The sequence below is a fragment of the Amycolatopsis sp. lyj-346 genome (genome assembly GCF_046548975.1).
Lineage (GTDB): Bacteria > Actinomycetota > Actinomycetes > Mycobacteriales > Pseudonocardiaceae > Amycolatopsis.
Genome location: NZ_JAJPWT010000001.1, coordinates 1,362,774 through 1,386,452 on the forward strand (window position 1 = coordinate 1,362,774; position 23,679 = coordinate 1,386,452).

Below are 23,679 nucleotides of genomic sequence, written 5' to 3' on the forward strand. Positions count from 1 at the left end.
GTCCGCCGAGGTGCCGCGGCGTGGCGCGGACCACCACCGTGGGCGCTGCGTGCACCTCGCCTCCGACGCGAACGGCGGCCATCGGGTAAATCGGTCACCGGCCGGGCTTGATGGCATTCTGCCAATTCGGCGGAAATGCGGCGCGGTCCCTCGGTGGACCAGCGGAAATGCCGAAAAGATCTTCACGTTACACCCCTATAGTGTGGTGTTCCGACTGGACAAAATCACCCAGGGTTCTGCTACCAGCGGGTACCCGTCCTTTTTACTTACCTCGGATAGCCCAGTTGAACCGCCGGGTTGGCGGATTGGCCCAGACCTGCTCGGCATGGGGGAATATTCTCGTCCCAGGACTGTGACGTCCGCGGACTCGCGAGGAGGGGTATATCGGATGGACCTGCGCTATGAAGCATTTTGCTTCGCCGACCCGCTGTTCTACGACGAACAGCAGGAAAACGGCGCGCCGGTCGAAAGTTTCGCGATGGCGCTCCCGGCGCCGGACGCCGGCTGGGGCAGCACTGACCGTGGTGTGTGGCGCGAGCTCTGCCCTGACGGTCGTGTCCTCCCCGCTCAGGGCTGGCAGATCCACGTTGCCGCCGGCCTGGACAACGCAGGCCGTGTGCTCGCGCAGGTGTACGAGTGCTGCAACGAGCACGCGGTCGCCTACAAGCACCTCCGTTCGCCGCTGACGTTGCTCGCGCGAAATTCGAAATACGCGTCCGGCGACAGCGGAGTCGAGCTGGCGACCATTTACCCGGCCGACCACAACGAACTCGAGCGCGTACTCGCTGACCTGTCAACGCGGCTGGAGGGCGAACACGGCCCCGGCATTCCGAGCGCGTTGCGGTACGGCGACGGACCCCTCTACGTGCGTTACGGCGGATTCGCCGAACAGTGGGTCGAACACAACGGCAACCGCGTCCCGGCAGTCCGCAAGCCGGACGGCCGTCTGGTCCCCGAGAAGCGGGAACCGACGTTCTCGGTGCCCGACTGGGTCAAACTCCCGGCCTGTTTGCGAAGCAGCATGCCCGCACGCAAAGGAGAGGCCCCGGCTCGGTTCCCCTACCGGATGGCGAGGCCACTGCACATCTCGAACGGCGGCGGCAGCTACCTCGCCGACCCCAAGGCGGGTGGTGACCAGGTCGTCCTCAAGGAGGTCCGCCCGCACGCAGGCCTCGACGAGGCGCGGATCGACGCCGTCGAACGGCTCCGCCGAGAGCACGACGTGCTCAGCCGGCTCGACGGCATCCCGGGCGTGCCGCGGGTCGTCGAGCGGTTCACCGTCTCGGAGCGCCACTACCTCGCCACGGAGTACCTGCCGGGTACCTCCCTGACCGGCTGGCTGCGCCGCAACTACCCGATGACCAGGTCAAACACGACGACCAAGGACCTCGCTGCCTACGCCCGGCGCGCGCTGGACATCGTCGAGCGGGTGGAGAAGACGATCGCGGAAGTCCACGCCCGCGGCATCGTCCTGGGTGACCTGCACCCCCGGAACATCTTGATCGACGAGGACCACCACGACCGGATCTCCCTGACCGACTTCGGGTCGGCGTTCGACGCCGAGTCCGCCGGCCGCGTGGCGCCGGGCACGCCCGGCTTCCGCGCTCCGGCCGACCGCCGCGGCTTCGCGGTCGACGAGCACGCGCTCGCAGCGTTGCGGCTGTGGCTGTTCCTGCCGCTGTCGCCACTGGCCGAGCTCGCTCCGGCGAAGCTGCGCCGTTTCGCCGACTTCGTCCAACGCCGGTTCCCCCTGCCTGAGGGCTACGCCGACGCCGCAGTCGCGGTGCTGGCTCCCCGGGCAGTGCCCGCGGAGCCGGCACCGGACCACACCGAGCTCGACCACGACAAACCGGACTGGACGCTGGTCCGCAAGCAGATCGCCGAGGCGATCCTGGCCGGCGCCACGCCCTCGCGCCAAGACCGGCTGTTTCCCGGGGACATCGAGCTGTTCCACGTCGGCGGTGCCTGCTTCGGCGTCGGCGCGGCCGGCGTGCTGCACGCCCTCGACGTCGCCGGTGCCGGCCGCTTCCCCGAGCACGAACGCTGGCTCGTCGAGGCGGTCCGTCGTGAGCCGCCGACCCGGCCCGGTTTCTACGACGGCAGCTCCGGCATCGCCTACGTGCTGGAGAACTTCGGGCACCACGACGAGGCCGGCAAGCTGCTGGCGTCGTCCGCGCGGCTCGTCGAGCAGACGACCGACCACTCCCTGGAGCGCGGGCTGGCCGGCATCGGGCTGACCATGCTGCACTTCGCGACGGTCCGCCAGGACAACGAGTTCGGGCGCCAGGCGCTGACCACGGCCGTCCGGCTGGCCGAGTCGCTCGAGACCGCGGCGCCGCCGGGGAACTCGGCCCGCGCCGGCCTGCTGACCGGCTGGGCCGGGCCGGCCCTGCTGTTCATCCGGCTCTTCGAGCGCACCGGCGAGCCGGCCTGGCTCTCCTTCGCCGATCAAGCGCTGTGCCGCGACCTCGAAGAATGCGTCGAGGCCGACGACGGCTCGCTGCAGGTCCGCGACGGTGCCGCCCGCACGTTGCCCTACGTCGGCGTCGGCAGCGCCGGGATCCTCCTGGTCGCCGAGCAGCTGGCTCGGCACCTCCCGGACACGGAGTCCGGTGACAGCCTGCCCGCTTTGCGGGAGGCGTGCCTCGGCGAGTTCGCCGTCCAGCCGGGCCTGCTCGACGGCCGGTGCGGGCTGGCGGTCGCGTTGGCCGCGAATCCGGAGGCCGCGCAGGCGGGCCGCGCGGCGGCGATCGACCGGCACCTGGCGTGGCTGGCCTGGTACGCGGTGCCGCACAAGGGGGGCCTCGCGTTCCCGGGCAGCCGATTGCTGCGCCTCTCGATGGACGTCAAGACCGGCGGTGCGGGGATCCTCCTTTCTCTGGCTTCGCTCCTTGACGGCAAGGAGGTGTTGCCCTTCGTGGGTGACGCGCCGTCTTCTCCGGCTGCCGGTCACTGACCGGACCCGCTACGACGGCCGGTGCAGGCAGCCCACCGCCCAGTGGCGGGAGGCGGCTGCCTGCGGTAGTGGTGCGGGCCGTCGGCGGGGCGCCTGCCGGCGACGGGCCGCGACCACTACCGGGCCGTCTGTGGTGGGAGCGATTCGCGTCGTCGGCGGGGCGCCTTCCGGCGACGACTTCGCGGCCTCCACCCGGCCACCTGGGGCAGTGGCGCGTCCGCTCCCGGGGCGTCTGCCGGAAGCGGACGCGCGACCACTGTTGGTCCACTTCTGTGGTGGGTGCCGCCACCGTCGCCGGGACGCCTGCCGGCGACGGGTCCGGGACCACTCTCGAGCTGTCGGCTCACCACTCTGCCGCTGCAACCGGATCGACGCCTAGGCCGCCATCCGTGTTACTAGCCGATCCGGTGAGGAAACAGCTCGTCCACTGTGGACCGATCTCGTGCGCTTTCCAGCTTATCGCCGTCGAGGGGGCGGGGAACCCCTCGACGCGAATCTGTGGACAACTTGCGGGTGTCCGGGCCGCCTGTGGACAACTCGGGCCGATCAGCCGGTTCTGTCGGTGCCGTGGTGCATGATCGGAAGTGCGGGAAGAACACGTCCCGGAATCGACACCGTCGGAGAGAGGAGGTGACACGGCGGCGGTGCCGTCATCCGGGTTGCAGTGCTTCCAGCGCCTCGCGCAGCTTGCCGGAGACCGGTGTCGGCCGGCGGGACTCGCGGTCCACGAAGACGTGCACGAAGTGCCCTTCCGCGACCAGGGACTCGTCGGCTGCGTACATCCCGATCTCGTAGCGGACGCTGGACTTCCCGAGGTGCGCCACCCGCAACCCGACCCGCAGCGAACCAGGAAAGGAAACCGATGAGTGATACCCGCAGTGCGACTCGACGCACAACCCGATCACCGCCCCGGCTTCGATGTCGAGGCCGCCCTGCTCGATGAGCCACGTGTTGATCACGGTGTCCATCAGCGAGTAGTGGACGACGTTGTTGACGTGCCCGTAGACGTCATTGTCCTTCCAGCGCAACGGAACCGTCTGCCAGTGCGGGTACCCGTTCACCACAGCGATACCGACTCGCGCAGGATGCCGGCAAGGTCGTCCGCGGACGCCTCGCGCGGTGCGGTGGCCAGCAGGCGCTGCTGCTTGAGGGTTCCCTCGACGAGGGAGTCCACATCGGACTCCGTGTAGCCGACGGCGCCGATGCCGTCCGGGATGCCGATCTGCTGCATCAGGTTGATCAGCACCGCGGGCAGGTGGTCGGCGAAGTCGCCGGGCCACTCGAAGTCGGGTGCCAGCAGGCGGGCGACGCGCAGGTGGCGGTCCGGTGCGGCGTCGAAGGTGAAGCGGAACGCGGCGGGCGCGGTCAGGGAGACGGCCATGCCGTGCGGGACCATGGGTTCTTCGCCCGGGTAGCCGTCCGGGTGGAAATCCCTGACCTGACCGGCGATCGGGTAGGCGTTCGCGTGGGGGATGTGCACGCCGGCGTTGCCGAAGCCGAGGCCGGCGAACGTCGCGGCCAGGGCCATGGCCTCGCGGGCCTTCAGATCCGAACCGTCGCGCACGGCGGTCGGAAGGGCCCACGACAGCAGTCGCAGCGACTGCTCGGCGAACATGTCGGCCAGGGGGTTCGAGCCGCAGTACGGCACGCGCTGCTCCGGGCGCTTGCGCTCGAACTCGGTGTACGGCTTGGCCGTGTAGCTCTCCACGGCGTGGCAAAGGATGTCCATGCCGCTGGCGGCCGTCACTCCGGGTGGCTGGCTGACGGTGAGCCGCGGGTCGACGACGGCCAGGGCCGGGCGCAGCCGCAGGTGGCTGATCCCGCTCTTGACGCGCAGCGACAACACGTCCAGGACGCAGACCGTGGTGCTTTCGGAGCCCGTGCCGGTGGTGGTGGGCACCGCGACCAGCGGCTTCAGCGGACGGGCCGGTGCGCGGCCACCGCCGACGGGGGCGTTGACGTAGTCCATCAGGTCGCCGTCGTTGCTCGTCAGGAGGTTCGCCGCCTTGGCGGTGTCGATGGCGGACCCGCCGCCGACGGCGACGAAGGCGTCGTACGGGCCGGTTCCGCGGGCGAAGTCAACCGCCTTCTGCATGCTGACATCGGTGGGTTCGACGTGTACGCCGTCGAAGATCTCGGTTTCGATGCCGTAGCCCGCGATGCCGTCGGCTATGCGGCGGGGCCAGCCGGTCGCGGCCACCTGCGGATCTGTCACGACGAGCACGCGGTGCGCGCCGTACTGGGTCAGGTCGTAGCCGATCTCGTCGCTGGCTCCGGTGCCGTACTTCAACGCCGGTGCGCCATAAGTAAAAACAGTTTCATGTTCGGTTGCGGCCAAGTTGGTGGTCCTCGCTCCCTTGATCGGCTGGCAGTCGGTCAAAGCGGACATTCGGCCTATCCTTGTCCGGTTTCGGTGAAGATCACTTGACTGCACTGAACGGTGCCCGCCTAAGCTCTCCTCATTAGATACCAACTGGGAGCGACCGTCGCCCAGACGGCCGTGCGGATCCTGACCGAGGCGCGTGTCCGCCGCGTGTACGCGGTGGTCGGTGAGTCCTTCCTGGAACTGCTCGACGCCCTGCAGCGGGAGCGGGAGATCACGCTGGTCTCGGCGCGCCACGACGCGGGCGCGGCGTTCATGGCGGAGGCCGAGGGGAAGCTCACCGAACGTCCCGCCGTGCTGCTCGCCAGCCGGGGGCCGAGTGCGGCGAGCCTGGCCATCGGCGTCCAAACGGCGTACCAGGACGAGACGCCGATGGTCGTGCTGCTGGAGATGCCGGCGATCGGGCCGATGTCGTGGTCGTCGGGGGAGCTGCCGACCTCGGACCTCACGGCCATGTTCGAGTCGATCGCCAAGTCGACACTGCGGGTGACCGACCCGGACGGGCTGCCGGCGCTGCTCGCGCACGCCCTGACGACGTCGCAGGAAGGACGGCCGGGGCCGGTCGTGCTCGGCGTGCCCTGCGACGTCTGGGGGATGCCCTACGACGCGGCGAAGCCGATGGCGCGGGTGCGGCCGCCGGCGTCCGGGACGCTGGGCCGTTCGGCTGACGCCGTGGCGCAGCTGGTGGACGAGGCGAAGTACCCGGTGGTCATCGTCGGCGGGCGGGCGCGGTCGGCGCGGGACGAGCTGATCGCCGTCGCCGACGAGCTCGCGCTGCCCGTCTACAACGCCTTCCGGCGGCAGGACGCCTTCCCGGAGAACCACGCCCGCTACGCCGGTCACCTCGGGCTCGGCATCCCGGCCCGGCAGCTGGACGCCCTCGAACGCGCGGACCTGGTGCTCGCGCTCGGCACCCAGCTCGACGAGGTGACCACCCAGGCCTACCGCTACCCGACCGCCCAGCAGACGCTGGTCATGGTCGGCACTGGCATCGACGTCAGCCCGAAGCGGCGGGGACTGACCTTCCGCGTCGACTCCGAGGTCGAACCGTTCCTGCGGGAGCTGCGGGAGGTGGCGTTGCCGCGGACGCGGCGGGCTTCGGCGGCGAACGCGGCCGTCCACACCTTCATGACCCCGCCCGACACCAGCGGGAACACCCGGGTGCACCCGGTCGACGTCGTCCGCGCGCTACGGAAGCTGGCGCCCGAGGACACCATCGTGACCAGCGACGCGGGCAACTTCGCGCAGTTCATGCACCGCTACTGGTGCTTCACGGCGCCGCGCAGCCAGCTCGGCCCGAGCAACGCCGCGATGGGCTACGCCGTGCCGGCCGCCGTCGCGGCGAAACTGACCGAGCCGCGGCGGACCGTCGTGGCCATGGTCGGGGACGCCGGGACGCTCATGACCGGCCAGGAGATCGAAACGGCCGTCCGGTACCGGGCGCCGGTGATGGTGGTCGTCTTCCAGAACGGCGTCCACGGCGCGCTCGCCATGCACCAGGCCCGCACCTACGGCCGGCTGACCGGGGTCTCCATCCCGTTGACCGACTTCGCCTCGTGGGCGCGTGGGCTGGGCGCGGCCGGGTACACGGTGGACGATCGTGAAGAGCTCGAGCCCATCATCGCCAGCGCGCTGGTGCGGCAGCGGCCGTGCGTCATCGACGTGCGCACGGATCCCGACGTGGTGACCCCGGACGTGCGGATTTCCGCCCTGCTCGGCCAGGTGCGCCCGCAACCTCCCGCCCAGTAACGGTTTTGCTCTGTTTCGTTCCAGAAAAGCTGGGAATGTCGTGTGGTAGCAGGGCGTTGGCTCGGGTAACCTGACGGTGTTCCGGTGGTGGTTCGCCGCTGAACCTTCCCGGCCGGGTCCCGGCGGGAGACAACCGGGTTTCTGTCGGTGCCGCATGGCACCATCACGGTCATGACCCGCGTGAAGCGGGCAGGGAACGAGGGGAGTTTCGACGTGACCGATCACCAACACGCATCCGAACCGGCGCGGAAGGCCTCCGGCGTCGTACCGGTGCTGTTCAGCGCCAGCGCGGAAGCTCACGACGACGCGGTGGTGGCCGCGGAGCGGGACACGACTTGGCGTTCGCCGTTCGCGACCGAGGGGCTCCGCCCGGCGAGTGGCGAATAGCTCACCCCTCCCGGGGGAAGATGACTTGTCCGTCCCGGCCGGAGTGTGCTTTACTACTTAAGGTCTCGATTTTTGTGTTCGTGTTGAGTCACGCTCGCAGAACTCAGCGGGCGTAGTGTCTCCTCGCCGAGGAAGCAAACCGTCCGGGTGCAGACCCGGGTCGCCGATGTGGCTTCCTGTTTTTTTGGTGTTACACATGGAGATTTTTTTATGACTCAGGGCACTGTGAAGTGGTTCAACTCCGAGAAGGGGTTCGGCTTCATCACCCCCGACAACGGTGGCGGCGACGTCTTCGTTCACTACAGCGAGATCCAGGGTAACGGCTTCAAGAGCCTGGAAGAGAACGCTCGCGTCGAGTTCGAGATCGGCCAGGGCCAGAAGGGCCCGCAGGCCACGTCGGTCACCGTGATCTGACTTTGATCTTGGGAAAGGGCCGTCACCCGTTCGGGGTGGCGGCCCTTTTCGTACGCTGCGCACCATGATCGAGCACGGATACACCGTTTCCGGGATGAGCTGCGGCCACTGCGCCCAGTCGGTGACCGAAGAACTCACGTCCCTGCCCGGCGTGGCCGAAGTGGACGTCGACGTCGCGGCTGGCCGGGTCCTCGTGCGGGCCGAAACCGCCCTGGCGGAGGACGACGTCCGGGCCGCGGTCGCGGAAGCGGGCTTCACCTACGAGGGCGTTGCCGACCTGGTCCCGTAGCCCGGGCCCGGACCTCGTCCCGGGTCGTCCTTTCCTCCGCGGCTCCAGGTTGGACAGTCCACTGGAGATCACTGGGTGAGACGCGCACTGTGATCTGCGTCGCTTCGGTCGCGCGCCCGCGGGCACTGCAACGCCCTGCAACCCTTCCGCTTCGCCCGATTGCGGAGTCTCCTGTCCTCCGGTGAAAGAACGGGAGGTCAGGTGGGCGAAACGGTGGCGGGGATCGTCGCGAACCCCGCTTCGGGGCGGGACATCCGCCGGCTGGTCGCGCAGGCGTCGGTGTTCCCCACCGCGGAGAAGGCGAACATGGTCCAGCGATTGCTGGCGGGGTTCGCCGTCACCGGGCTCGACCGCGCCCTCGTCTCGACCGATCTCGGCGGGATCTCCGCCGCGGTCCTGCGCGCGCTCGGCCGTGGTGGCTCCTGGCCGAAGGTCGACTTCTGCGAGGACGACGCCCTCACCGGCACCGCTGCCGACACGACGAACGCGGTGCGCCGCATGGTCGAGGCCGGCGCCGGGGTCATCGTCGTCCTCGGCGGGGACGGGACCGCCAGGGTCGCCGCCGCGGCCTGCGAAGACGTGCCGCTCCTCGCTCTCTCCACCGGGACCAACAATGTCTTCCCACAGATGCGGGAGGCGACCGTCGCCGGCCTGGCCGCCGGGCTGATCGCCACCGGGCAGATCGATCCCGACCTCGTCACCCACCGCGTCAGCGTGCTCGAAGTCGTCACGAAGGCACGCCGGGAGATCGCGCTCGTCGACGTCTGCGTGTCGCTGAGCAGGCACATCGGGGCGCGGGCGCTGTGGGACCCGTCCTCGCTCACCGAGCTCTACTGCACCTTCGCCGAGCCGGACGGTATCGGCCTCTCGAGCGTTCCTGGCCAGCTCTGCCCGAGCCCGCGGTCGAGCCCGGACGGCGTCGCGCTGCAGCTCGGGCCGGTCGGGGAGACGCCGTACGTCGTGCAGGCGCCGATCGCGCCCGGGCTCGTGCTGCCCGTCGGGGTGCGCGGCTGGGGGCTCCTGCGGCCCGGCGTGCGCGTCGAGCTCGCCGCGGCGGGCGGAGTCATCGCGCTCGACGGCGAACGGGAACTCGAGCTCACGACCGGCGAGAGCGCGTTCGTGGAGCTCAAGCCGGACGGGCCGTGGGTCGTCGACGTCCGGGCGGCGATGGCGGAGGCGGCGCGGAAGGGGCTGTTGCGCGCGGACACCGATCTGGGGAAGGAGCGCCGGAAGTGACGGACGCCCTCCGCGGTGCGTACCGCGTGATGCGGACCATCCGAGCCGTCGAAGAGCAACTGCGCGCGACCGGTGACGGCGGCAACCCGTACGCCGGCGAGGAAGCCCTGGCCGCGGGCGTCTGCCTCCACCTCGACGGCCGCGACGCCATCGCCGGCACCCACCGCCGGCACGGCGAGCGCATCGCCAAGGGCGTCGACGTCCGGGCCGTCGTGGCCGAGATCCGCCACCACCGGCTGGTCGCGCCGGACACGCTCGGCGGCGTCCCGCTGCTGATCTGCGGCGCCGCGATCGCCGCGAAACAACAGGACACCGGCGGCGTCGGGGTGGCCTTCCTCGGCGACGGCGCGGGGACGGCGCCGGAGGCGCTGAACCTCGCGTCGGCCTGGCACCTCCCCGCCATCTTCGTCACGGACGACGCCGGCTACGCCGATCGGGTGGCCGGGCTCGGCGTGCCGGGGGTCGTCGTCGACGGATCCGACTTCTTCGCCGTGCACGAAACGGCAGGAGAAGCGGTCCGCCGCGCCCGCGACGGCGGTGGCCCGACGCTGATCGAGGCCGGCTTCCCCCGGCACGTCGGTGACTGCCTCCAGCGGTTCCGCAGCCGCGTCACCGACACCGGTGAGCTGCGAGAACAGGTCCTCGACGCGATCGACGCCGAGGTCGTCCGGCTCGTCGGAGACTCGGTCGCCGCGCCCCGGCCGGCTTCGGACGACGGGGAAACCGACGTCTACGTCTCCTATTGACGCGGCCGAACCCGCGACGCGCGCCACCTACCGATCACCCGGCAGAAAAGGCAGACTCCGAGGAGGCACAGCACAAGGAGCGGCGTTGGGGCAGCGAGACCTCGAGGCGGCGTTGCCGGTCGGGGCGGATCCCCGGCGGCACGCCCGTGTCCTCGCGCAGGTGCACGAGGCGGCCCTGAACGGCCGGGCGCTGCCCAGCCGGCTGCGGCCGGTCATCGGCGCGTCCTGGCAGCGGATGCGCCGCCTCGGCCTGGACCCGGACAGCCGGGCCGCCGCGCCCGTCCTGAACTTCGAACAGCTGGAAGCGCGCCGCCGCGCGAGCGGGCTGGCCGAGGCGCTGCCGGTCCTGCGTGGCGGCCTGATCAGCCTCGCCGAGCAGGCCGCGCACATCATGGTGATCGCCGACGCCGGTGGTGCCGTCCTCTGGCGTGAGGGCAGTGCCGCGGTCCGCCGCCGCGCCGACGCACTCGGGTTCGTCGAGGGCGTCGACTGGCAGGAGGAGTCCGTCGGCACCAACGCGATCGGCACCGCGCTGGTCGCGCGCAGCCCGATCCAGGTGTACTCCGCCGAGCACTACGTCCGCGCCCAGCACTCCTGGACGTGTGCGGCCGCGCCACTGCACGACCCGCGGGACGGCAGGCTGCTCGGCGTCGTCGACCTCTCCGGGCCGGCCTCGACCGTCCACGCGACGACGTTGGCGCTGGTCGACGCCGTGACGCGGCTCGCGGAAGCCCAGTTGCGCACCGCCCACCTCACCGAGCTCGAACGGCTTCGCGGCTTCGCCGTTCCTGTCCTCGCGAAGGTCGGCGGACGGGCAATGGTGGCCGACGAGCACGGCTGGGTCGCCGCGGCGGCCGGGCTCGCGCCGGTCGACCGGGTCGCGCTGCCCACCGGCCTCGGGACCGGGCGGGCCTGGCTGCCCGCGTACGGCGGCTGCTCGGTCGAGCCGGTGCCCGGCGGCTGGCTGCTCCGGCTGACCGAGCACGACGCGGCCCCACCCACCCGCGTCGTGCTCGACGTCCGCTCGCCGCGTGAGCCCGAGCTCACCGTGGCGAGCGCGGCCGGGACCTGGACGCACCGGCTCAGCCCACGCCACGCCGAAGTGCTGTACGTCCTGGCCAGCAGCCGTGACGGCCGGTCGGCGTCCGAGCTTTCGGCCGACCTGTTCGGCGACGCCGGCCGGACGGTGACCGTCCGCGCCGAGATGTCCCGGCTGCGACGGCACTTCGGCAGCATCCTCAAGGCGAAGCCGTACCGTTTCGCCGACGACGTCGAGGTGGTGGTCCGGCGGCCACCGGACGCCGAAGCCGTGCTCCCGCACTCGCTCGCCCCGGCCATCCGCGGCTGACCTTCCCGGCTGATCAAAAGTCCGATGTGGACGGTTTACGAGCACGCCAAGGCGTTCACCCGGACAGGTGAAAGGATGGCATGCGTGAGCGGCTCGCCCTCGCCACCGGCGCGGGCCGGCGGAAGTCCGGACCTGATCGCGGTGTGCCCCGGAACACGTCCGCCCAGATCACGTGCTGATGACAGCGGGCGGTGCCGGTGGCTGCGCGCGCGGCGACTCGGCTACCTTCTGCGGGTACGGCTCACAGCGATCTTTTTCGGGGGCTCCGGGTGGCCACGCCCCCGGCCTGGGGCGAGGCCCCGGATGGCAGGGGGAGGAATTCGGGGATGACCAGCACAGCGACGGCCCCGGCGCCCGCGCCGGGACCCCCGCCGTCGCCACCGGGCAACCGCGACCGCACCGGGGGCCGCAGCGGCCTGCTGGGGCTGCTCGAGCTGCCGGGCCAGGGGGTCCGCGCCGTCATCCGGTCCGCGGCGACCACGCCCGGCAGGCTCACCGTGATCGCCGTCGGGCTGGTGCTGCTGGCGCTCGTCGCCGGGCTCGTCGCGACGCTGTCGGTGCAGGACCGCGACGACACGATCAGCGGCGTCATCGACCGCCGTGAGCCGCTCGCCGCCGCGTCACAGCAGGTCTACCGCTCGCTTTCGGACGCGGACGCGACCGCCGCGAGCGCGTTCCTCTCCATCGGCACCGAGCCGCCCGAGCTCCGCCAGCGCTACGAGCGCGACATCGCCGAGGCCGGCGCCGCGCTCGCCAAGGCCGCTTCCGACGCCGCGGACGTCGCCGCCGCGGCCGCCCCGGTCGACATGCTGAACCAGCAGCTGCCCGTCTACACCGGGCTCGTCGAGACGGCGCGGGCGAACAACCGCCTCGGCTACCCGGTCGGCGCGTCCTACCTGCGCGAGGCGTCCGAGCTGATGCGGGCGAAGATCCTGCCCGCCGCCCAGGACCTCTACCGGGTCGACACCGAGCGGCTCATCGAAGAGCAGGACAGCGCCACCGGTTTCCCGTGGCTCGCCACGATCCTGGTGATGGCGCTGCTGGCCGCGCTGATCGTCGCCCAGGTCTACCTGACCCGGCGCACCAACCGGCTGCTCAACGTCGGGCTCGTCGTCGCGACGGGCGCCGTCGTGGTGTCGCTGCTGTGGGGTGCGGTCGCGCTGGTCGTCCAGGGCAGCCTGGTCGGCAGTGGCCAGGACGACGGTTCGCACCGCGTCGACGTGCTCGTCCGCGCGCGGATCGCGGCGCTGCAGGCCCGCGCCGACGAAACGCTGACGCTGGTCGCCCGCGGCGACGGCGGCGCGTACGAGAAGGACTTCAGCGCCAAGGCGGTCCAGCTGGTCGGCGAGGACGGCCAGGGCGGTCTCCTCGGCGAAGCCCGCGGCCTGATCAAGGACGGCGAAGGCGCCACGAAGGTCGCGGACGCCTCGACGGCCGCGAGCGACTGGCTGAAGGCACACCGGCAGGTGCGTGCCCAGGACGACGCCGGGGCGTACCAGGAAGCCGTCGACTCCGCCGTGCAGGAGAGCGCGAAAGGCGGCTCGGCGCCGGCGTTCCGGCGGCTCGACGACAGCCTCCAGGCGGCGATCGACGTCGGCAGGCAGGACTTCCTCGACGACACCTACAACGGTGACCGCGCGCTGACGTTCCTCGCACCCGGCTTGGCCGTGTTGGCGATCGTCGCCGCGGCGGGTGTCACCATGGGGATCCGGGAGCGACTGAGGGAGTACCGGTGAGCAGGCGGGGGAACACGGTCCGGGCGGGTGTGCTGGCGGTCGTCGCGCTGCTGGCGGCGTCCTGCGGCAGCCCCGGGAAGCCGGTCGACCCGGCGCCGGTCAGCAACGCGGCGTGGCCGCAGCCGGCGCACGTCGGCGGCCCGGACGCGACGGCCGGCGGCGGCGCGGACACCAGCTGCAACCCGCTGGCCAGCCTCTCACCCACCAGCACGACCGTCCCCGACAACTCGACGATGTCCGACATCAGGAAGCGCGGCAAGCTGATCGCCGGGGTCGACCAGACCACCTACCTGTTCGGGTTCCGCAACCCCACCTCGGGCAACCTCGAGGGCTTCGACATCGACATGGTCAATGCGGTCGCCAAGGCGATCTTCGGCTCGGCCGACGGCCACGTCCAGTTCCGCGCGATCCCGTCGTCGCAGCGCGAGGACGTCCTGAAGAAGCACCAGGTCGACATCGTGGTCCGGACCTACAGCATCACCTGCGCGCGCAAGAAGGACGTCGAGTTCTCCTCCGTGTACTACGTGGCGGGCCAGAAGATCCTGGTCCCGAAGGAGTCGAAGGCGCAGAAGCTGGCGGACCTGAGCGGCAAGCGGGTGTGCGCCACCAAGAAGTCGACGTCGCTGGCGAAGATCGCGACGGACGCGGCCAAACCGGTGCCGGTTTCGGTGGACAACTGGTCCGACTGCCTGGTGATGATCCAGCAGGGCCAGGTCGACGCGGTGTCGACCGACGACACCATCCTCGCCGGGATGGCCGCGCAGGACTCGACGCTCGAAGTCCGCGGCGAGCCGCTGACGCAGGAGAACTACGGCATCGGCGTGCCGAAGGACCACGAGGACATGGTCCGCTACGTCAACGCGGTGCTCGAGCAGATCCGCGGCAACGGCGTGTGGCAGGACAGCTACCGCCGCTGGGTGGAACCACGCCTCGGACCGGCTTCGCCGCCGTCGCCGCAGTACCAGTGAACGCTGCAGGACCAGGTAATACAGCAGTACCAGGTAATACAGCGCGACCAGGAGCGATCTCCGCAGGTCGCAGGGGATCCGGGAGGTAGCAGTGTCGGAGGAGCCGCGCCGTCCTCGGCACGCCGCGCCGGACGAGCCGCAGCAGGAGGCCGCGCCGAGCTGGCAGCCGCCGCCACCGGTGCGGTGGGAGACGCCGGAGCCGTCGATCTCGGGCCGCCTCGACGAGGGCGACCCGTCCGGTGGCCAGGAAACCGTGTTCCACGCCCCGGTGCAGCGTCCGCCGACGCCGCCGCGCGGGCAGCCGTCCGCCGCCCGCCCGCCGATCCCGGGTGCCGAAGACCCGACCCGCCCGCCGGGCAGCATCGCTCCCGTCGCGCCGCCGACGCAGGCCCTGCGCCCGGACCCCGACGCGCCGCAGCCGACGAGCGTCCTCGCCGCGCCGGCGCCGGAGACGCAGAGCATCATGCCGCCGACGCCGCGGCCGGACACCGGTCCCGGCGCCCCGCTGCCGGACCCGGGCACCGAAAGCGTCCTGCCCGAGCGCACCAGCGAAGGCCGGCACACGGGCACCGGGACGGGAACCGGCACCGGCACCGGCACCGGAACAGGGACCGGCAGCGGCTCGGGCTCCGGCGCGTTCCCCGGCACTTCGCGGCGGACGTCGTCGCGGACGTCCCGGTCACGGCGTGGCCGCCTCGGCGCCGGACTGGTCGACGTGCCGCCGGTGCCCGCGCGCGATCCCGCGTCCGCGGTGCTGACAAACCCGGTGGTGTCGGAGGAAAAGCGGTTCTGCGGCAGCTGCAACGCGAAGGTCGGCCGCGGCAAGGACGGGCAACCCGGTTCGCCGGAAGGGAAGTGCGAGAACTGCGGCGCGCCGTTCTCGTTCCTGCCGAAGCTGCAGCCGCACGAGCTCGTCGGCGGCCAGTACGAGGTCCTCGGCGCGATCGCCTACGGCGGCCTCGGCTGGATCTACCTGGCGCAGGACCACAACGTCAGCGACCGCTGGGTCGTCCTCAAAGGACTGATCGACAGCGGTGACCCGACGGCGCTGGCGGCCGCGGCCAACGAGCAGCGGTTCCTGGCCGAGGTCGAGCACCCGAACATCGTCAAGATCCACAACTTCGTGCAGCACCCCGACGCCCACAGCGAGACGACCGTCGGCTACATCGTCATGGAGTACGTCGGCGGCCAGTCGCTGCGTCAGCTCGCGCTGGCGCACCACCGGGAAAGCCGCCGTCCGGAGCCGCTGCCGATCGGCCAGGTGATCGCCTACGGCCTGGAGATCCTGCCCGCGCTCGGCTACCTGCACAGCCAGGGCCTGCTCTACTGCGACCTCAAGCCGGACAACGTCATCCAGACCAACGAGCAGCTGAAGCTGATCGACCTCGGTGCGGTCCGCCGGACCGACGACTACGAGAGCCCGCTGTTCTTCACCACCGGCTACAGCGCGCCGGAACTGCCGACGCAGGGCGCGTCGGTGGCTTCGGACCTGTTCACCGTCGGGCGCACGCTCGCCGTGCTGAGCTTCGAGTTCACCGGCTACACGGCCAAGTTCAAGACGACCCTGCCCGGCCCGGACGCCGTCCCGCTGTTCGCGCTGTTCGGTTCGTACTACCGGTTCCTGCGGCGCGCGACGCATTCGGACCCGGACCGCCGGTTCCTCTCCGCCGAGGAAATGGCCGACCAGCTCACCGGGGTGCTGCGCGAGATCATGGCGCTCGGCACCGGAAAGCCGCGGCCCGGCGCCTCCACGGTGTTCGGCCCGGAGAGCCGCACGTTCGGCGCGCAGCTGGTGGTGCCGGAGGCCGGCGCCAGCGTGCCGCTGCCCGGCGCGGCCGAGGTCGTCGCCGGCCTGCCGATCCCGCAGGTGGACACGGACGACCCGGCGGCGGGCGTGCTCGCCACCACGACCGCGCTCGACCCGCGGGCCGCCATCGAGGCGCTGGCCGGCGCGCCACGGGAGTCGATCGAGGTCCGGCTGCGGATTGTGCGCGCCCGGATCGAGCTGGGCGAGTTCGCCGAAGCGCAGCGGCAGCTGCAGGCCGCGCAGTACCTGGCCATCAAGAACGGCTTCCCGCACGACTGGCGGATCGACTGGTACCGCGGCCTGATCGAACTCGCGGGCGGCCGCTCGCGGGTTGCGCACGTCGCCTTCGAGGCGGTGTACGACGACCTCCCGGGCGAAATCGCCCCGAAGCTCGCTCTGGGGGTCAGTGCCGAAGGCGTCGGCGACTACTTCGCCGCCGCGCGGTTCTACGAACTGGTCTGGCGGACCGACCGCACCTACGTCAGCGCCGCCTTCGGCCTCGCCCGCGTGTACCTGGCGCAGGGCGCGCGGTCGAGCGCGGTCGAGGTGCTCGAGACCGTGCCGCCGTCCTCGACCCACTACGTCGACGCGCAGGTCGCGGCGATCAAGATCAAGACGACGGCGACCAAGGCCAACGGCCGCGAGACCCCGGTCACCGAGCACGACCTCCTCGACGCGTCGGCCCGGCTCGAGCGGCTCAGGCTGGACGTCGAACGCCAGACGCGCCTCAGTGCCGGTGTGCTCGAAGCCGCGCACGAATGGCTCAAGCAGGGTGAGCCGACGCCGGGCGCGCGCGTGCTGGGGTGCCGGCTCGAGGAACGCGAGCTGCGGTTCGGCCTCGAGCGCTGCTACCGGGCCCTGGCGCGGCTGGCGGGCACGGTCAAGGAGCGCATCGAGCTGGTGGACCGGGCCAACGCGATCCGCCCGCGGACACTCACCTGAGGCTGAGCTTTCACGTGAAAGCTCAGCCTCAGGGGTTGATCTCCCAGTCGCGTTCGGCGCGCTCACGCTGGTTCTTCTCGTGCTGCGCGGCCAGCTTCTCCAGCGCCTGCGGGTCGCCGTGGGTGTTGAAGTGCTCGAAGCCGACGACGACGAACAGCGCCCGGGCGCTGACCGCGATCGGGCCGTCCTCGGCGTCGAGGCGGCCGTCCGCGCTGACGTAGATCTTGCGGCCGGCGATGCCGTCGAGCCGGGCCTCGATGAACAGCGTCGAGCCGACCGGGACCGGACGGCGGAAGTCCGTTTCGAGCTTGCCGGTCACCGCCGGGCGGCGCATCAGGTTGCCGACCGTCGAGCCGAGTGCCTCGTCGAACGCGCAGGCCAGCAGGCCGCCGTGGGCGAGGCCCGGCGCGCCCTGGTGGGCCGCGGTGACGGTGAACCGCGAGTGCACGACCTGGCCCTCCCCGACGGTCGAGCGCAGGTGCAGCCCGGCGTCGGCCTCGTCGCCGCACCCGAAGCACTCGGCGAAGTGCACGCCGAGCTCGGTGCCCGGCTCCGGGGCCTTGGGGTGCGGGACGGCGGGCTCCACCGCCACCGGCGGCCAGGGTTGAGAAACACGACTCATGCGCTGACGTTAACCGGCGGGTAGCCGGCCGCCGCGCGCGCCCCGAGGACGCCGGCGAGCCGCCCAACTCTCTCAGTAGCCGGAAAGTTCCCCACCGTAGACAATTCTCGGCTCATGCTGCCGGCGCCGGGAAGCCGGTCAAGACTGGGCCGATGAGCTCGAACGGCCCAATGGGCACTGCACGGGAGGAGTCGTCGCCGGCATGAGCGAACCAGCAGCAACGACGGGCAAACCGTCAGTGGACGAGAGAACCGTCAAGCGCGCCGTGTGGGCGTCGGCCATGGGCAACGCCACCGAGTGGTACGACTACGGCGTCTTCACCTCGGGTGCGATCGCGGTGAGCATCGGTACGCAGTTCTTCCCCGGCGAGGGGAACGCCGTGCTGAAGTCGCTGGCGCTGCTCGCGGTCGGGTTCATCGTGCGGCCGTTCGGCGGGGCGTTCTTCGGCCCGCTCGGCGACAAGCTCGGCCGCAAGCGGGTCCTGGCCATCACGATCCTGCTGATGTCCGGCTGCACGTTCCTGGTCGGCATCCTCCCGACGTATGCCGGCTCCTACAGCATGGGCATCGCGGCGCCGATCGCGATCCTGCTGCTGCGGATCATCCAGGGCTTCTCCACCGGCGGCGAGTACGGCGGAGCGGCGACGTTCATCGCCGAGTACTCCCCGACGAAGCGCCGAGGCTTCTTCGGCAGCTTCCTCGAGCTCGGCACGCTGGCCGGCTACGTGCTCGGCAACCTCGTGGTGCTGTCGGTCACGTTGTCCTTGTCGTCCGAACAGGTCGACGCCTGGGGCTGGCGGATCCCGTTCTTCGTCGCGCTCCCGCTCGGCCTGATCGGGCTCTACCTGCGGAACAAGCTCGAGGACACCCCCGAGTTCCGCCGGATGGAGGCCGCGGGCGAGGCGCCGAAGAAGGCGCCGCTGAAGGAGATCTTCGTCCGCAACTGGCGGATGATCCTCAACCTGATCGGCATCGTGCTGCTGCTGAACGTCGCGGACTACCTGCTGCTGACCACGATGCCGACGTACTTCACCGACACGTTGAAGATCAACGACAACACGGCGACGTTGATCATCATCGCGGTCGAGGTCATCCAGATGGCGATCATCATCCCGCTCGGCGCACTGTCCGACCGGATCGGCCGGAAACCGCTGCTGCTCACGGCGGCCATCGGGTTCCTGGTGCTGAGCTGGCCCAGCCTCAAGCTCATGCAGTCCGGCAGCATCCTGTGGCTGTTCGTCGGGTTCCTGATCGTGGCGCTCCTGCTCGTCCTGATCCTCGCGGTGATCGGCTCGACGTTCCCCGCGATGTTCCCCACCCGGGTGCGCTACGGCTCGTTCGCGATCGGCTACAACATCTCGACGTCGCTGTTCGGCGGTACCGCCGGGGTCATCGTGACCGCGCTGATCAAGAGCACCGGCAACGAGGACTGGCCGGCGTACTACCTGATGGCGGCGGCGCTGATCGCGATCATCCCGATCATCAAGATCCCGGAGACGTCGCAGGTGCCGATGGACCAGATCGACTCCGAGGACAGCGGCGGCAAGCTGGCCTCCGCGGCCGCTCAGCGCTGAGCGGCCGCCGGAAAGACGTGTGCCCCGTCCGGATCACCGGGCGGGGCACACGTGCGCCGTGGGTCGGTTCGCGTCGCGGCGAGGAGTGAAGCGACGGCGGCGCCACGAACCGCCCCGGTATTTCGCGGAAACCCACGAAGGCGTGGTGATCTGCCGCACGTGAAGAACCGGCTAGCGCGTCGTGGTCGCCGTCGGCGCGTTCGGCCGGGTATCGGCCGGAACCGAGGAGGGCTGGGTGGTCGTCTGCGTCGGACGGCTCGTCGGCCGGTTCGCCGACGGCGCCTGCGGGACCACCGTCCGTCCCGGCCGCAGTGTGCTGCGGTCGGGTGCCGCCGACGGCGGCGCGATCGACGTCGCCGGGACCGGGAGATCCGAGGGCGGCGGGAGGGAAGGGGTGGTGGCGATCGTGGACAGCCCGGGGCCGGCGGGCTGCACCGGAACCGGTGGCCCGGCGCGGTGACCGGCCAGGAAACCGGCCACCGCCAGGACGACCGCCGTCGCGGTCGAGGTGCCCGCGACGGCGAGGCGCTTGCGTCGTCGCCGGACCCGGCCGCCGCGCTCGATCACGTCGGTCGCGTCGAGGCGCATCGGCGGCTGCGGGCCGCCGGCCGCACCGGTCAGGATCGCGCGGACGTCGTCTTCGGGGTCCATGTTCGTCACCTCCCCTCCGAAGGTGCGCTGAAGGTCAGCGCACCGTAGTGCGGGCCGAGCCGGTTGCGCAGCGTGGCCAGGCCGCGGGAAGCCTGGCTCTTCACCGTGCCGGTGCTGCAGCCGAGCGCCTTCGCCGTCTCTTCGACGCTCAGGTCCTCGAAGTACCGCAGCACCAGCACGGCGCGCTGCTTGGGGGCCAGCACGGCCAAGGCCTGCCGGACCAGTTCGTCCCGGTCGCTCGCGGCCGGCCCCGCCGGAAGCTCCGGCGGGGCATCGGTGAGCCGCTCCCGTTTCCACCTGCTGCGCCGGTGCTCGGCGAGGAACGTGCGCAGGACGACCTTGCGCGCGTAGGCGTCCAGCGCGTCGTGCCGCGACAGCCTCGGCCAGGCGAGGTAGAGCTTGAGCAGCGCGGCCTGCGTGAGGTCTTCGGCCTGGTGCCAGTCCCCGCAGAGCAGGAAGGCGGTCGACCGCAGGCTGTGCGCGCGCTCGCCGAAGTACCGGGCGAACTCGCCGTCCCACGGCGAGCCCGGCCCGGTCGACGGACGGGAGCGGGAAATCACCTGGTTACCGGGTCTCCCACACGGCCGGCAGGTTCAGGTCACCGGTCGGCCCGGCCGGGACGGCCCGGGGGACGCGCGGAGCCGGGCCCGTCCGGGCGGGCCGGCTGGAGTCGCGCGGCGCGGGCTGGGCGGCCGGGACGGTCGGACGGGTCGTCCTGTCCGGGGCGGGGGCCACGGTCGGCGCGCCCGGCCGGGTCTCCTGGGTCTGGGTCGGGGCCGGCGGCTGCGCCTCCGAAGCCAGCGCGATGCCACCGGTCAGGGCGCCACCGGCGAGCACGAGCGCGCCGAGGGTCAGGGCGATGCGGATACGCAAGACAGCTCCTCATTCTCGCGGGCGCGGCTGGGGATCGCCGCGCCTCTGCCCGTAGTCATGCGGCGGGCGATCACCGGGGTTGCATCGGATTTCGCGGGTTTTCGGCGGAAACGCGAACGGCCGGGAAGCCCGCGGTGGACTTCCCGGCCGCCCGGTGTTCGCCGGTGGTTCAGCGGGCGAGCGCCGACAGCTTCTGCCAGCTCGCCCAGTCGTAGGTCCAGTCGCTGTAGTCGCCGTCCCTGGCGTCCAGCGTCTGCGTGCTGCCGGTGATCTCGACGGGGTCGCCGACGAGCACGCCGTCGTAGTACTCCTTGGCCCGCGCCGGGGAGAGGTTCAGGCAGCCGTGGGAGACGTTCTTCTTGCCCTGCGCCCAGATCGACGCCGCGAGGCCGTGGATGAACTCGCCGTTGTTGGAGATCCGGACCGCCCACGGCACGTTGACGTCCGTGTAGTTGTACTGGGGGTTGCTCATCGAGTACGTCGCGTGCTTGGACATGACGACGTGCACGCCGCTGTTGGTGACGCGGCCCGGGTCGGAGTCGAGGCCGTAGCTCACCGGGTAGTCCGCGATCTGCTTGCCGTCGCGGATCACCTGCATCGTGTGCTGCGTGGTGTTGCCCTTGACGATCTGCGAGCGCCCGATGCTGAAGCTGGCCGACACGTCCTGCTTGCCGTACACGCCGTCGCCGATCTTGACGCCGTAGATCTTGGCGTTGACCTTCACCTGCGTGTTGGGCTTGAAGTACTCCTTCGGCCGCCAGTGCACCGAGGTGTCGCCGTTCAGCCAGGCCCACGAGCCCTCGGTCTTCGGCGTGGTCTCGACCGACAGCGCCTTCTCGACGGATGCCTTGTCGGTGACCCGGCTCGGGAAGGTCAGTGCGATCGGCATCGCGATGCCGTACGTCTGGCCGTCACCGACGTTCAGGCTGGCCGCCAGCTGGCGCTTCGGCTTGACCGTGGTGAACGCGCCGCCGATGGGCACGTTCTTGCCGTCGGTGCCCTGCGCCTGGCCGGACCAGGTGTAGGTCTTGCCGTAGCCGAGCTGCTCGGTGGTGGTCCAGCTCTTCTTGTCCGGCGACGTCTGCCCCTGGACCTGCTTGCCGTCCGGGTTGGTCAGCGTGACGGACATGATCGTGCCGTCGGCGACCTGGACGCCGACCGGTTCGCCGGGCGCGACGTCCTGGGCGCCACCCGCCGGTGTCACCGTCAGCTTCGCGGGCTGCGCGCTGGGTGCGGGCGAGCCGGTCGGGCCCCCGCCCGAAGAACCGCTTGCCGAGACCGTCGGTTCGCTGCTGCACGCCCCGAGCGTGAGCGCAGCGACCAAGCCCAGCGCCACGGCAGCGCCCCGACGCCGCGTGGAAATCCTCACCGTCACACCTATCCCCTTTGCCCCTTTGGTGCTCTCCCCTTCGAGACGCCTCGTAGGCCGGGTACGTTGAGTAACCTTGACGTGACGAGTGTCACAACAGTGGGGGAAAGCGTGCACGGAGGGGGCACAGCCGACTCCGAGCCGTATCCGGTGATCACGGGGCCGCTGCACTGCGCCAGGCCGGCCAGTGGGTGCGACGGAACCGGGTGGGAGCCCTACGACGTTCCGGTGACCTTGGTGCGCAGAGCCGGTTTTCGCCTCGATCACGGGGTTCAACTTTGGCCAGATCCCGGTAGTCTGCTCTCAGGCCGTCGTTTTGCGTGTTCGTGGCTTCACACTCGCGGAACTTCTGACGCGAGCCATGGAGCCGACCCGCTCTTGACTCGTCTCGTTGGAACCGCCCGGGACGGTCGGGGTGCCGCTTCGGTGGCATTCGAAGCGGATCTGTGTAACGAGGAGTACAGCGGTGGCGCAAGGCACTGTGAAGTGGTTCAACGCGGAGAAGGGCTTCGGCTTCATCGCGCAGGACGGCGGCGAAGGCGACGTGTTCGTTCACTACTCGGAGATCGAGGGCCGCGGTTTCCGCACTCTCGAAGAGAACCAGCGAGTGGAGTTCGAGGTCGGCCAGGGCCAGAAGGGGCCGCAGGCCCAGAAGGTCCGCGCGATCTGAGACGGGGCTGAACAAGCCTCACAGGCCCTTTGCGCGTCTTAAGGCCTGAGTGAAGGGCCCCCGGCAATCTGCCGGGGGCCCTTCCTCATGAGGTCTGTGTCGGGCGTGCTGTGTCGGGCGTGCTCAGTGCCGCGCGACGGCCGGCGCGTCGAAGGCGTCGGCGGGGAAGTGGAACTCGTCGGTGAGGTCGCTGACTTCGGCGGCCCCGGTCTGCTGCCGCTGGTCCTGCACGGAGGAGGCCTGCCCCTCCCAGTTGAGCCGCTCCAGGATCCACTCCTGGGCGAGCGCCTGCGGCGAGATCTGCCGCTCGGCGGCGATGTCCTTGAGCTGCTGGTTGGCCACCAAGCTCATCCGCAGCTGAATGACCTGGGCCTCACCGAACCGCTTACCGGACCCGGTGCTCTCGAGATCGTTCTCCGGAGCCAGCGCGGCCAGGTAGGACGTGAGCTCAGTGTCCTCGACGACACCGTCGTCCGCAGGCTTCGCGGCACCACGATGACGCCCGGAAGACGCGGCGGCTTTCAGGTTCGTGCGGCTGCTCAAGCGGCCAAGGGAGGGAAGGGGCACGAACGCCACGATAACGTTTGCATCTCGCCACACAAACCACTGTGAGCCACGACACGCCCCCAACATTCCCCATTCAGCCCAACCCCCACCCATTCAGCCCAACCCCCCACAACCCAAAGCAACCCCCCACTAACCCACCGAGTCGATCACCCCCCACAGAAAATCTCCCCACTTCACACAAACCCGCCGCCAAGGGCCAAAGGGGCAGGGGGCAGAGGGGCAGAAAGGCAGAGGGCAAGCCCAGGGGCATCACTGAGGGAGCGCGAGGGCAGAGGCAGCTGAAGGGGGCAGAGGCGGCTTCGGAGGCAAGCGACTTGCGTGGCGGAGCGCCGCGCAGCGAGCGGAGTTCCCTGTCATCGGCATGCTGACTGCCAGACAGGCACCGCTCGCAAG

Annotated in this window: 21 protein-coding genes; 13 read left to right on the forward strand and 8 right to left on the reverse strand. The window is 70.8% G+C overall.

Annotation, left to right across the window (positions count from 1 at the left end; all coding sequences use genetic code 11):
- Positions 1-388: 388 nt before the first annotated feature.
- Entirely contained in the window at positions 389-2,956 is a 2,568-nt protein-coding gene (lanKC, locus tag ACLJQE_RS06705) for a class III lanthionine synthetase LanKC (RefSeq protein WP_410638091.1), read from the forward strand.
- A 650-nt stretch (positions 2,957-3,606) separates the two neighbouring features.
- Here the strand turns inward: lanKC and ACLJQE_RS06710 are convergent.
- A complete protein-coding gene (locus ACLJQE_RS06710; RefSeq protein WP_410638092.1) occupies positions 3,607-4,020 on the reverse strand; it encodes an acyl-CoA thioesterase in 414 nt (137 codons plus the stop codon).
- Positions 4,014-5,345: a hydroxyacid-oxoacid transhydrogenase gene (locus tag ACLJQE_RS06715; protein WP_410638094.1), complete on the reverse strand. Its 1,332-nt coding sequence runs from the start codon at positions 5,343-5,345 to the stop codon at positions 4,014-4,016. The genes ACLJQE_RS06710 and ACLJQE_RS06715 overlap by 7 nt, the downstream gene beginning before the upstream one ends.
- Before the next feature lie 84 nt (positions 5,346-5,429).
- On the opposite strand from ACLJQE_RS06715, the gene ACLJQE_RS06720 reads away from it, so the two are divergent.
- The 10 genes from ACLJQE_RS06720 (at position 5,430) to ACLJQE_RS06765 (ending at position 16,961) form a co-directional block, all read left to right on the forward strand.
- On the forward strand, positions 5,430-7,088 hold the full coding sequence (locus tag ACLJQE_RS06720; protein ID WP_410638340.1) for a thiamine pyrophosphate-binding protein: 1,659 nt from the start codon (positions 5,430-5,432) through the stop codon (positions 7,086-7,088).
- Positions 7,089-7,259: 171 nt separating this feature from the next.
- Positions 7,260-7,475, forward strand: a complete 216-nt coding sequence (locus ACLJQE_RS06725; protein ID WP_410638095.1) for a hypothetical protein — start codon at positions 7,260-7,262, stop codon at positions 7,473-7,475.
- Positions 7,476-7,685: 210 nt separating this feature from the next.
- On the forward strand, positions 7,686-7,889 hold the full coding sequence (locus tag ACLJQE_RS06730; protein WP_013222289.1) for a cold-shock protein: 204 nt from the start codon (positions 7,686-7,688) through the stop codon (positions 7,887-7,889).
- A gap of 64 nt (positions 7,890-7,953) precedes the next feature.
- Positions 7,954-8,178: a heavy-metal-associated domain-containing protein gene (locus ACLJQE_RS06735; RefSeq protein ID WP_410638096.1), complete on the forward strand. Its 225-nt coding sequence runs from the start codon at positions 7,954-7,956 to the stop codon at positions 8,176-8,178.
- Between the two features lie 201 nt (positions 8,179-8,379).
- On the forward strand, positions 8,380-9,414 hold the full coding sequence (locus tag ACLJQE_RS06740) for an ATP-NAD kinase family protein (RefSeq protein ID WP_410638097.1): 1,035 nt from the start codon (positions 8,380-8,382) through the stop codon (positions 9,412-9,414).
- Entirely contained in the window at positions 9,411-10,160 is a 750-nt protein-coding gene (locus tag ACLJQE_RS06745; protein ID WP_410638099.1) for a thiamine pyrophosphate-dependent enzyme, read from the forward strand. Before ACLJQE_RS06740 ends, ACLJQE_RS06745 begins: the two co-directional genes overlap by 4 nt.
- 85 nt (positions 10,161-10,245) lie before the next feature.
- Positions 10,246-11,508: a GAF domain-containing protein gene (locus ACLJQE_RS06750; RefSeq protein ID WP_410638100.1), complete on the forward strand. Its 1,263-nt coding sequence runs from the start codon at positions 10,246-10,248 to the stop codon at positions 11,506-11,508.
- 326 nt (positions 11,509-11,834) lie between these two features.
- Positions 11,835-13,244: a hypothetical protein gene (locus ACLJQE_RS06755; protein WP_410638101.1), complete on the forward strand. Its 1,410-nt coding sequence runs from the start codon at positions 11,835-11,837 to the stop codon at positions 13,242-13,244.
- 29 nt (positions 13,245-13,273) lie between these two features.
- The gene (locus ACLJQE_RS06760) at positions 13,274-14,212 is read left to right on the forward strand and encodes a glutamate ABC transporter substrate-binding protein (protein ID WP_410638341.1); all 939 of its coding nucleotides are present in this window, start codon (positions 13,274-13,276) and stop codon (positions 14,210-14,212) included.
- 91 nt (positions 14,213-14,303) lie between these two features.
- Entirely contained in the window at positions 14,304-16,961 is a 2,658-nt protein-coding gene (locus tag ACLJQE_RS06765; RefSeq protein ID WP_410638102.1) for a tetratricopeptide repeat protein, read from the forward strand.
- A gap of 28 nt (positions 16,962-16,989) precedes the next feature.
- Here the strand turns inward: ACLJQE_RS06765 and ACLJQE_RS06770 are convergent, their stop codons facing one another.
- Entirely contained in the window at positions 16,990-17,583 is a 594-nt protein-coding gene (locus tag ACLJQE_RS06770; protein WP_208630112.1) for a PaaI family thioesterase, read from the reverse strand.
- A 238-nt stretch (positions 17,584-17,821) separates the two neighbouring features.
- On the opposite strand from ACLJQE_RS06770, the gene ACLJQE_RS06775 reads away from it, so the two are divergent.
- On the forward strand, positions 17,822-19,156 hold the full coding sequence (locus ACLJQE_RS06775) for an MFS transporter (protein WP_410638343.1): 1,335 nt from the start codon (positions 17,822-17,824) through the stop codon (positions 19,154-19,156).
- 171 nt (positions 19,157-19,327) lie between these two features.
- Here the strand turns inward: ACLJQE_RS06775 and ACLJQE_RS06780 are convergent, their stop codons facing one another.
- The 4 genes from ACLJQE_RS06780 to ACLJQE_RS06795 all read right to left on the reverse strand — a co-directional run bounded on the left by ACLJQE_RS06780 (position 19,328) and on the right by ACLJQE_RS06795 (position 22,049).
- Positions 19,328-19,807: a hypothetical protein gene (locus ACLJQE_RS06780; RefSeq protein WP_410638103.1), complete on the reverse strand. Its 480-nt coding sequence runs from the start codon at positions 19,805-19,807 to the stop codon at positions 19,328-19,330.
- A gap of 5 nt (positions 19,808-19,812) precedes the next feature.
- The gene (locus ACLJQE_RS06785; protein ID WP_410638104.1) at positions 19,813-20,367 is read right to left on the reverse strand and encodes a SigE family RNA polymerase sigma factor; all 555 of its coding nucleotides are present in this window, start codon (positions 20,365-20,367) and stop codon (positions 19,813-19,815) included.
- Positions 20,368-20,371: 4 nt separating this feature from the next.
- Entirely contained in the window at positions 20,372-20,680 is a 309-nt protein-coding gene (locus tag ACLJQE_RS06790) for a hypothetical protein (RefSeq protein WP_410638105.1), read from the reverse strand.
- Between the two features lie 169 nt (positions 20,681-20,849).
- Complete coding sequence (locus ACLJQE_RS06795) at positions 20,850-22,049, reverse strand: L,D-transpeptidase (protein ID WP_410638106.1); 1,200 nt, start codon at positions 22,047-22,049, stop codon at positions 20,850-20,852.
- A 466-nt stretch (positions 22,050-22,515) separates the two neighbouring features.
- Between ACLJQE_RS06795 and ACLJQE_RS06800 the strand changes: the two genes are divergently transcribed.
- Positions 22,516-22,719, forward strand: coding sequence for a cold-shock protein (locus ACLJQE_RS06800; protein ID WP_003097368.1), 204 nt, complete (start codon positions 22,516-22,518; stop codon positions 22,717-22,719).
- A 123-nt stretch (positions 22,720-22,842) separates the two neighbouring features.
- Here ACLJQE_RS06800 and ACLJQE_RS06805 read toward each other — a convergent pair whose 3' ends face one another.
- Entirely contained in the window at positions 22,843-23,286 is a 444-nt protein-coding gene (locus ACLJQE_RS06805; protein ID WP_410638107.1) for a hypothetical protein, read from the reverse strand.
- Positions 23,287-23,679 lie beyond the last annotated feature (393 nt).

Bases quoted from the DNA above. Each gene is read 5' to 3' on its own strand.
- ACLJQE_RS06735 (WP_410638096.1), top strand. From the start codon at position 7,954: ATGATCGAGCACGGATACACCGTTTCCGGGATGAGCTGCGGCCACTGC.
- lanKC (WP_410638091.1), top strand. From the start codon at position 389: ATGGACCTGCGCTATGAAGCATTTTGCTTCGCCGACCCGCTGTTCTAC.
- ACLJQE_RS06725 (WP_410638095.1), top strand. From the start codon at position 7,260: ATGACCCGCGTGAAGCGGGCAGGGAACGAGGGGAGTTTCGACGTGACC.
- ACLJQE_RS06730 (WP_013222289.1), top strand. From the start codon at position 7,686: ATGACTCAGGGCACTGTGAAGTGGTTCAACTCCGAGAAGGGGTTCGGC.
- ACLJQE_RS06780 (WP_410638103.1), bottom strand. From the start codon at position 19,807: ATGGACCCCGAAGACGACGTCCGCGCGATCCTGACCGGTGCGGCCGGC.
- ACLJQE_RS06715 (WP_410638094.1), bottom strand. From the start codon at position 5,345: ATGTCCGCTTTGACCGACTGCCAGCCGATCAAGGGAGCGAGGACCACC.
- ACLJQE_RS06770 (WP_208630112.1), bottom strand. From the start codon at position 17,583: ATGAGTCGTGTTTCTCAACCCTGGCCGCCGGTGGCGGTGGAGCCCGCC.
- ACLJQE_RS06755 (WP_410638101.1), top strand. From the start codon at position 11,835: ATGACCAGCACAGCGACGGCCCCGGCGCCCGCGCCGGGACCCCCGCCG.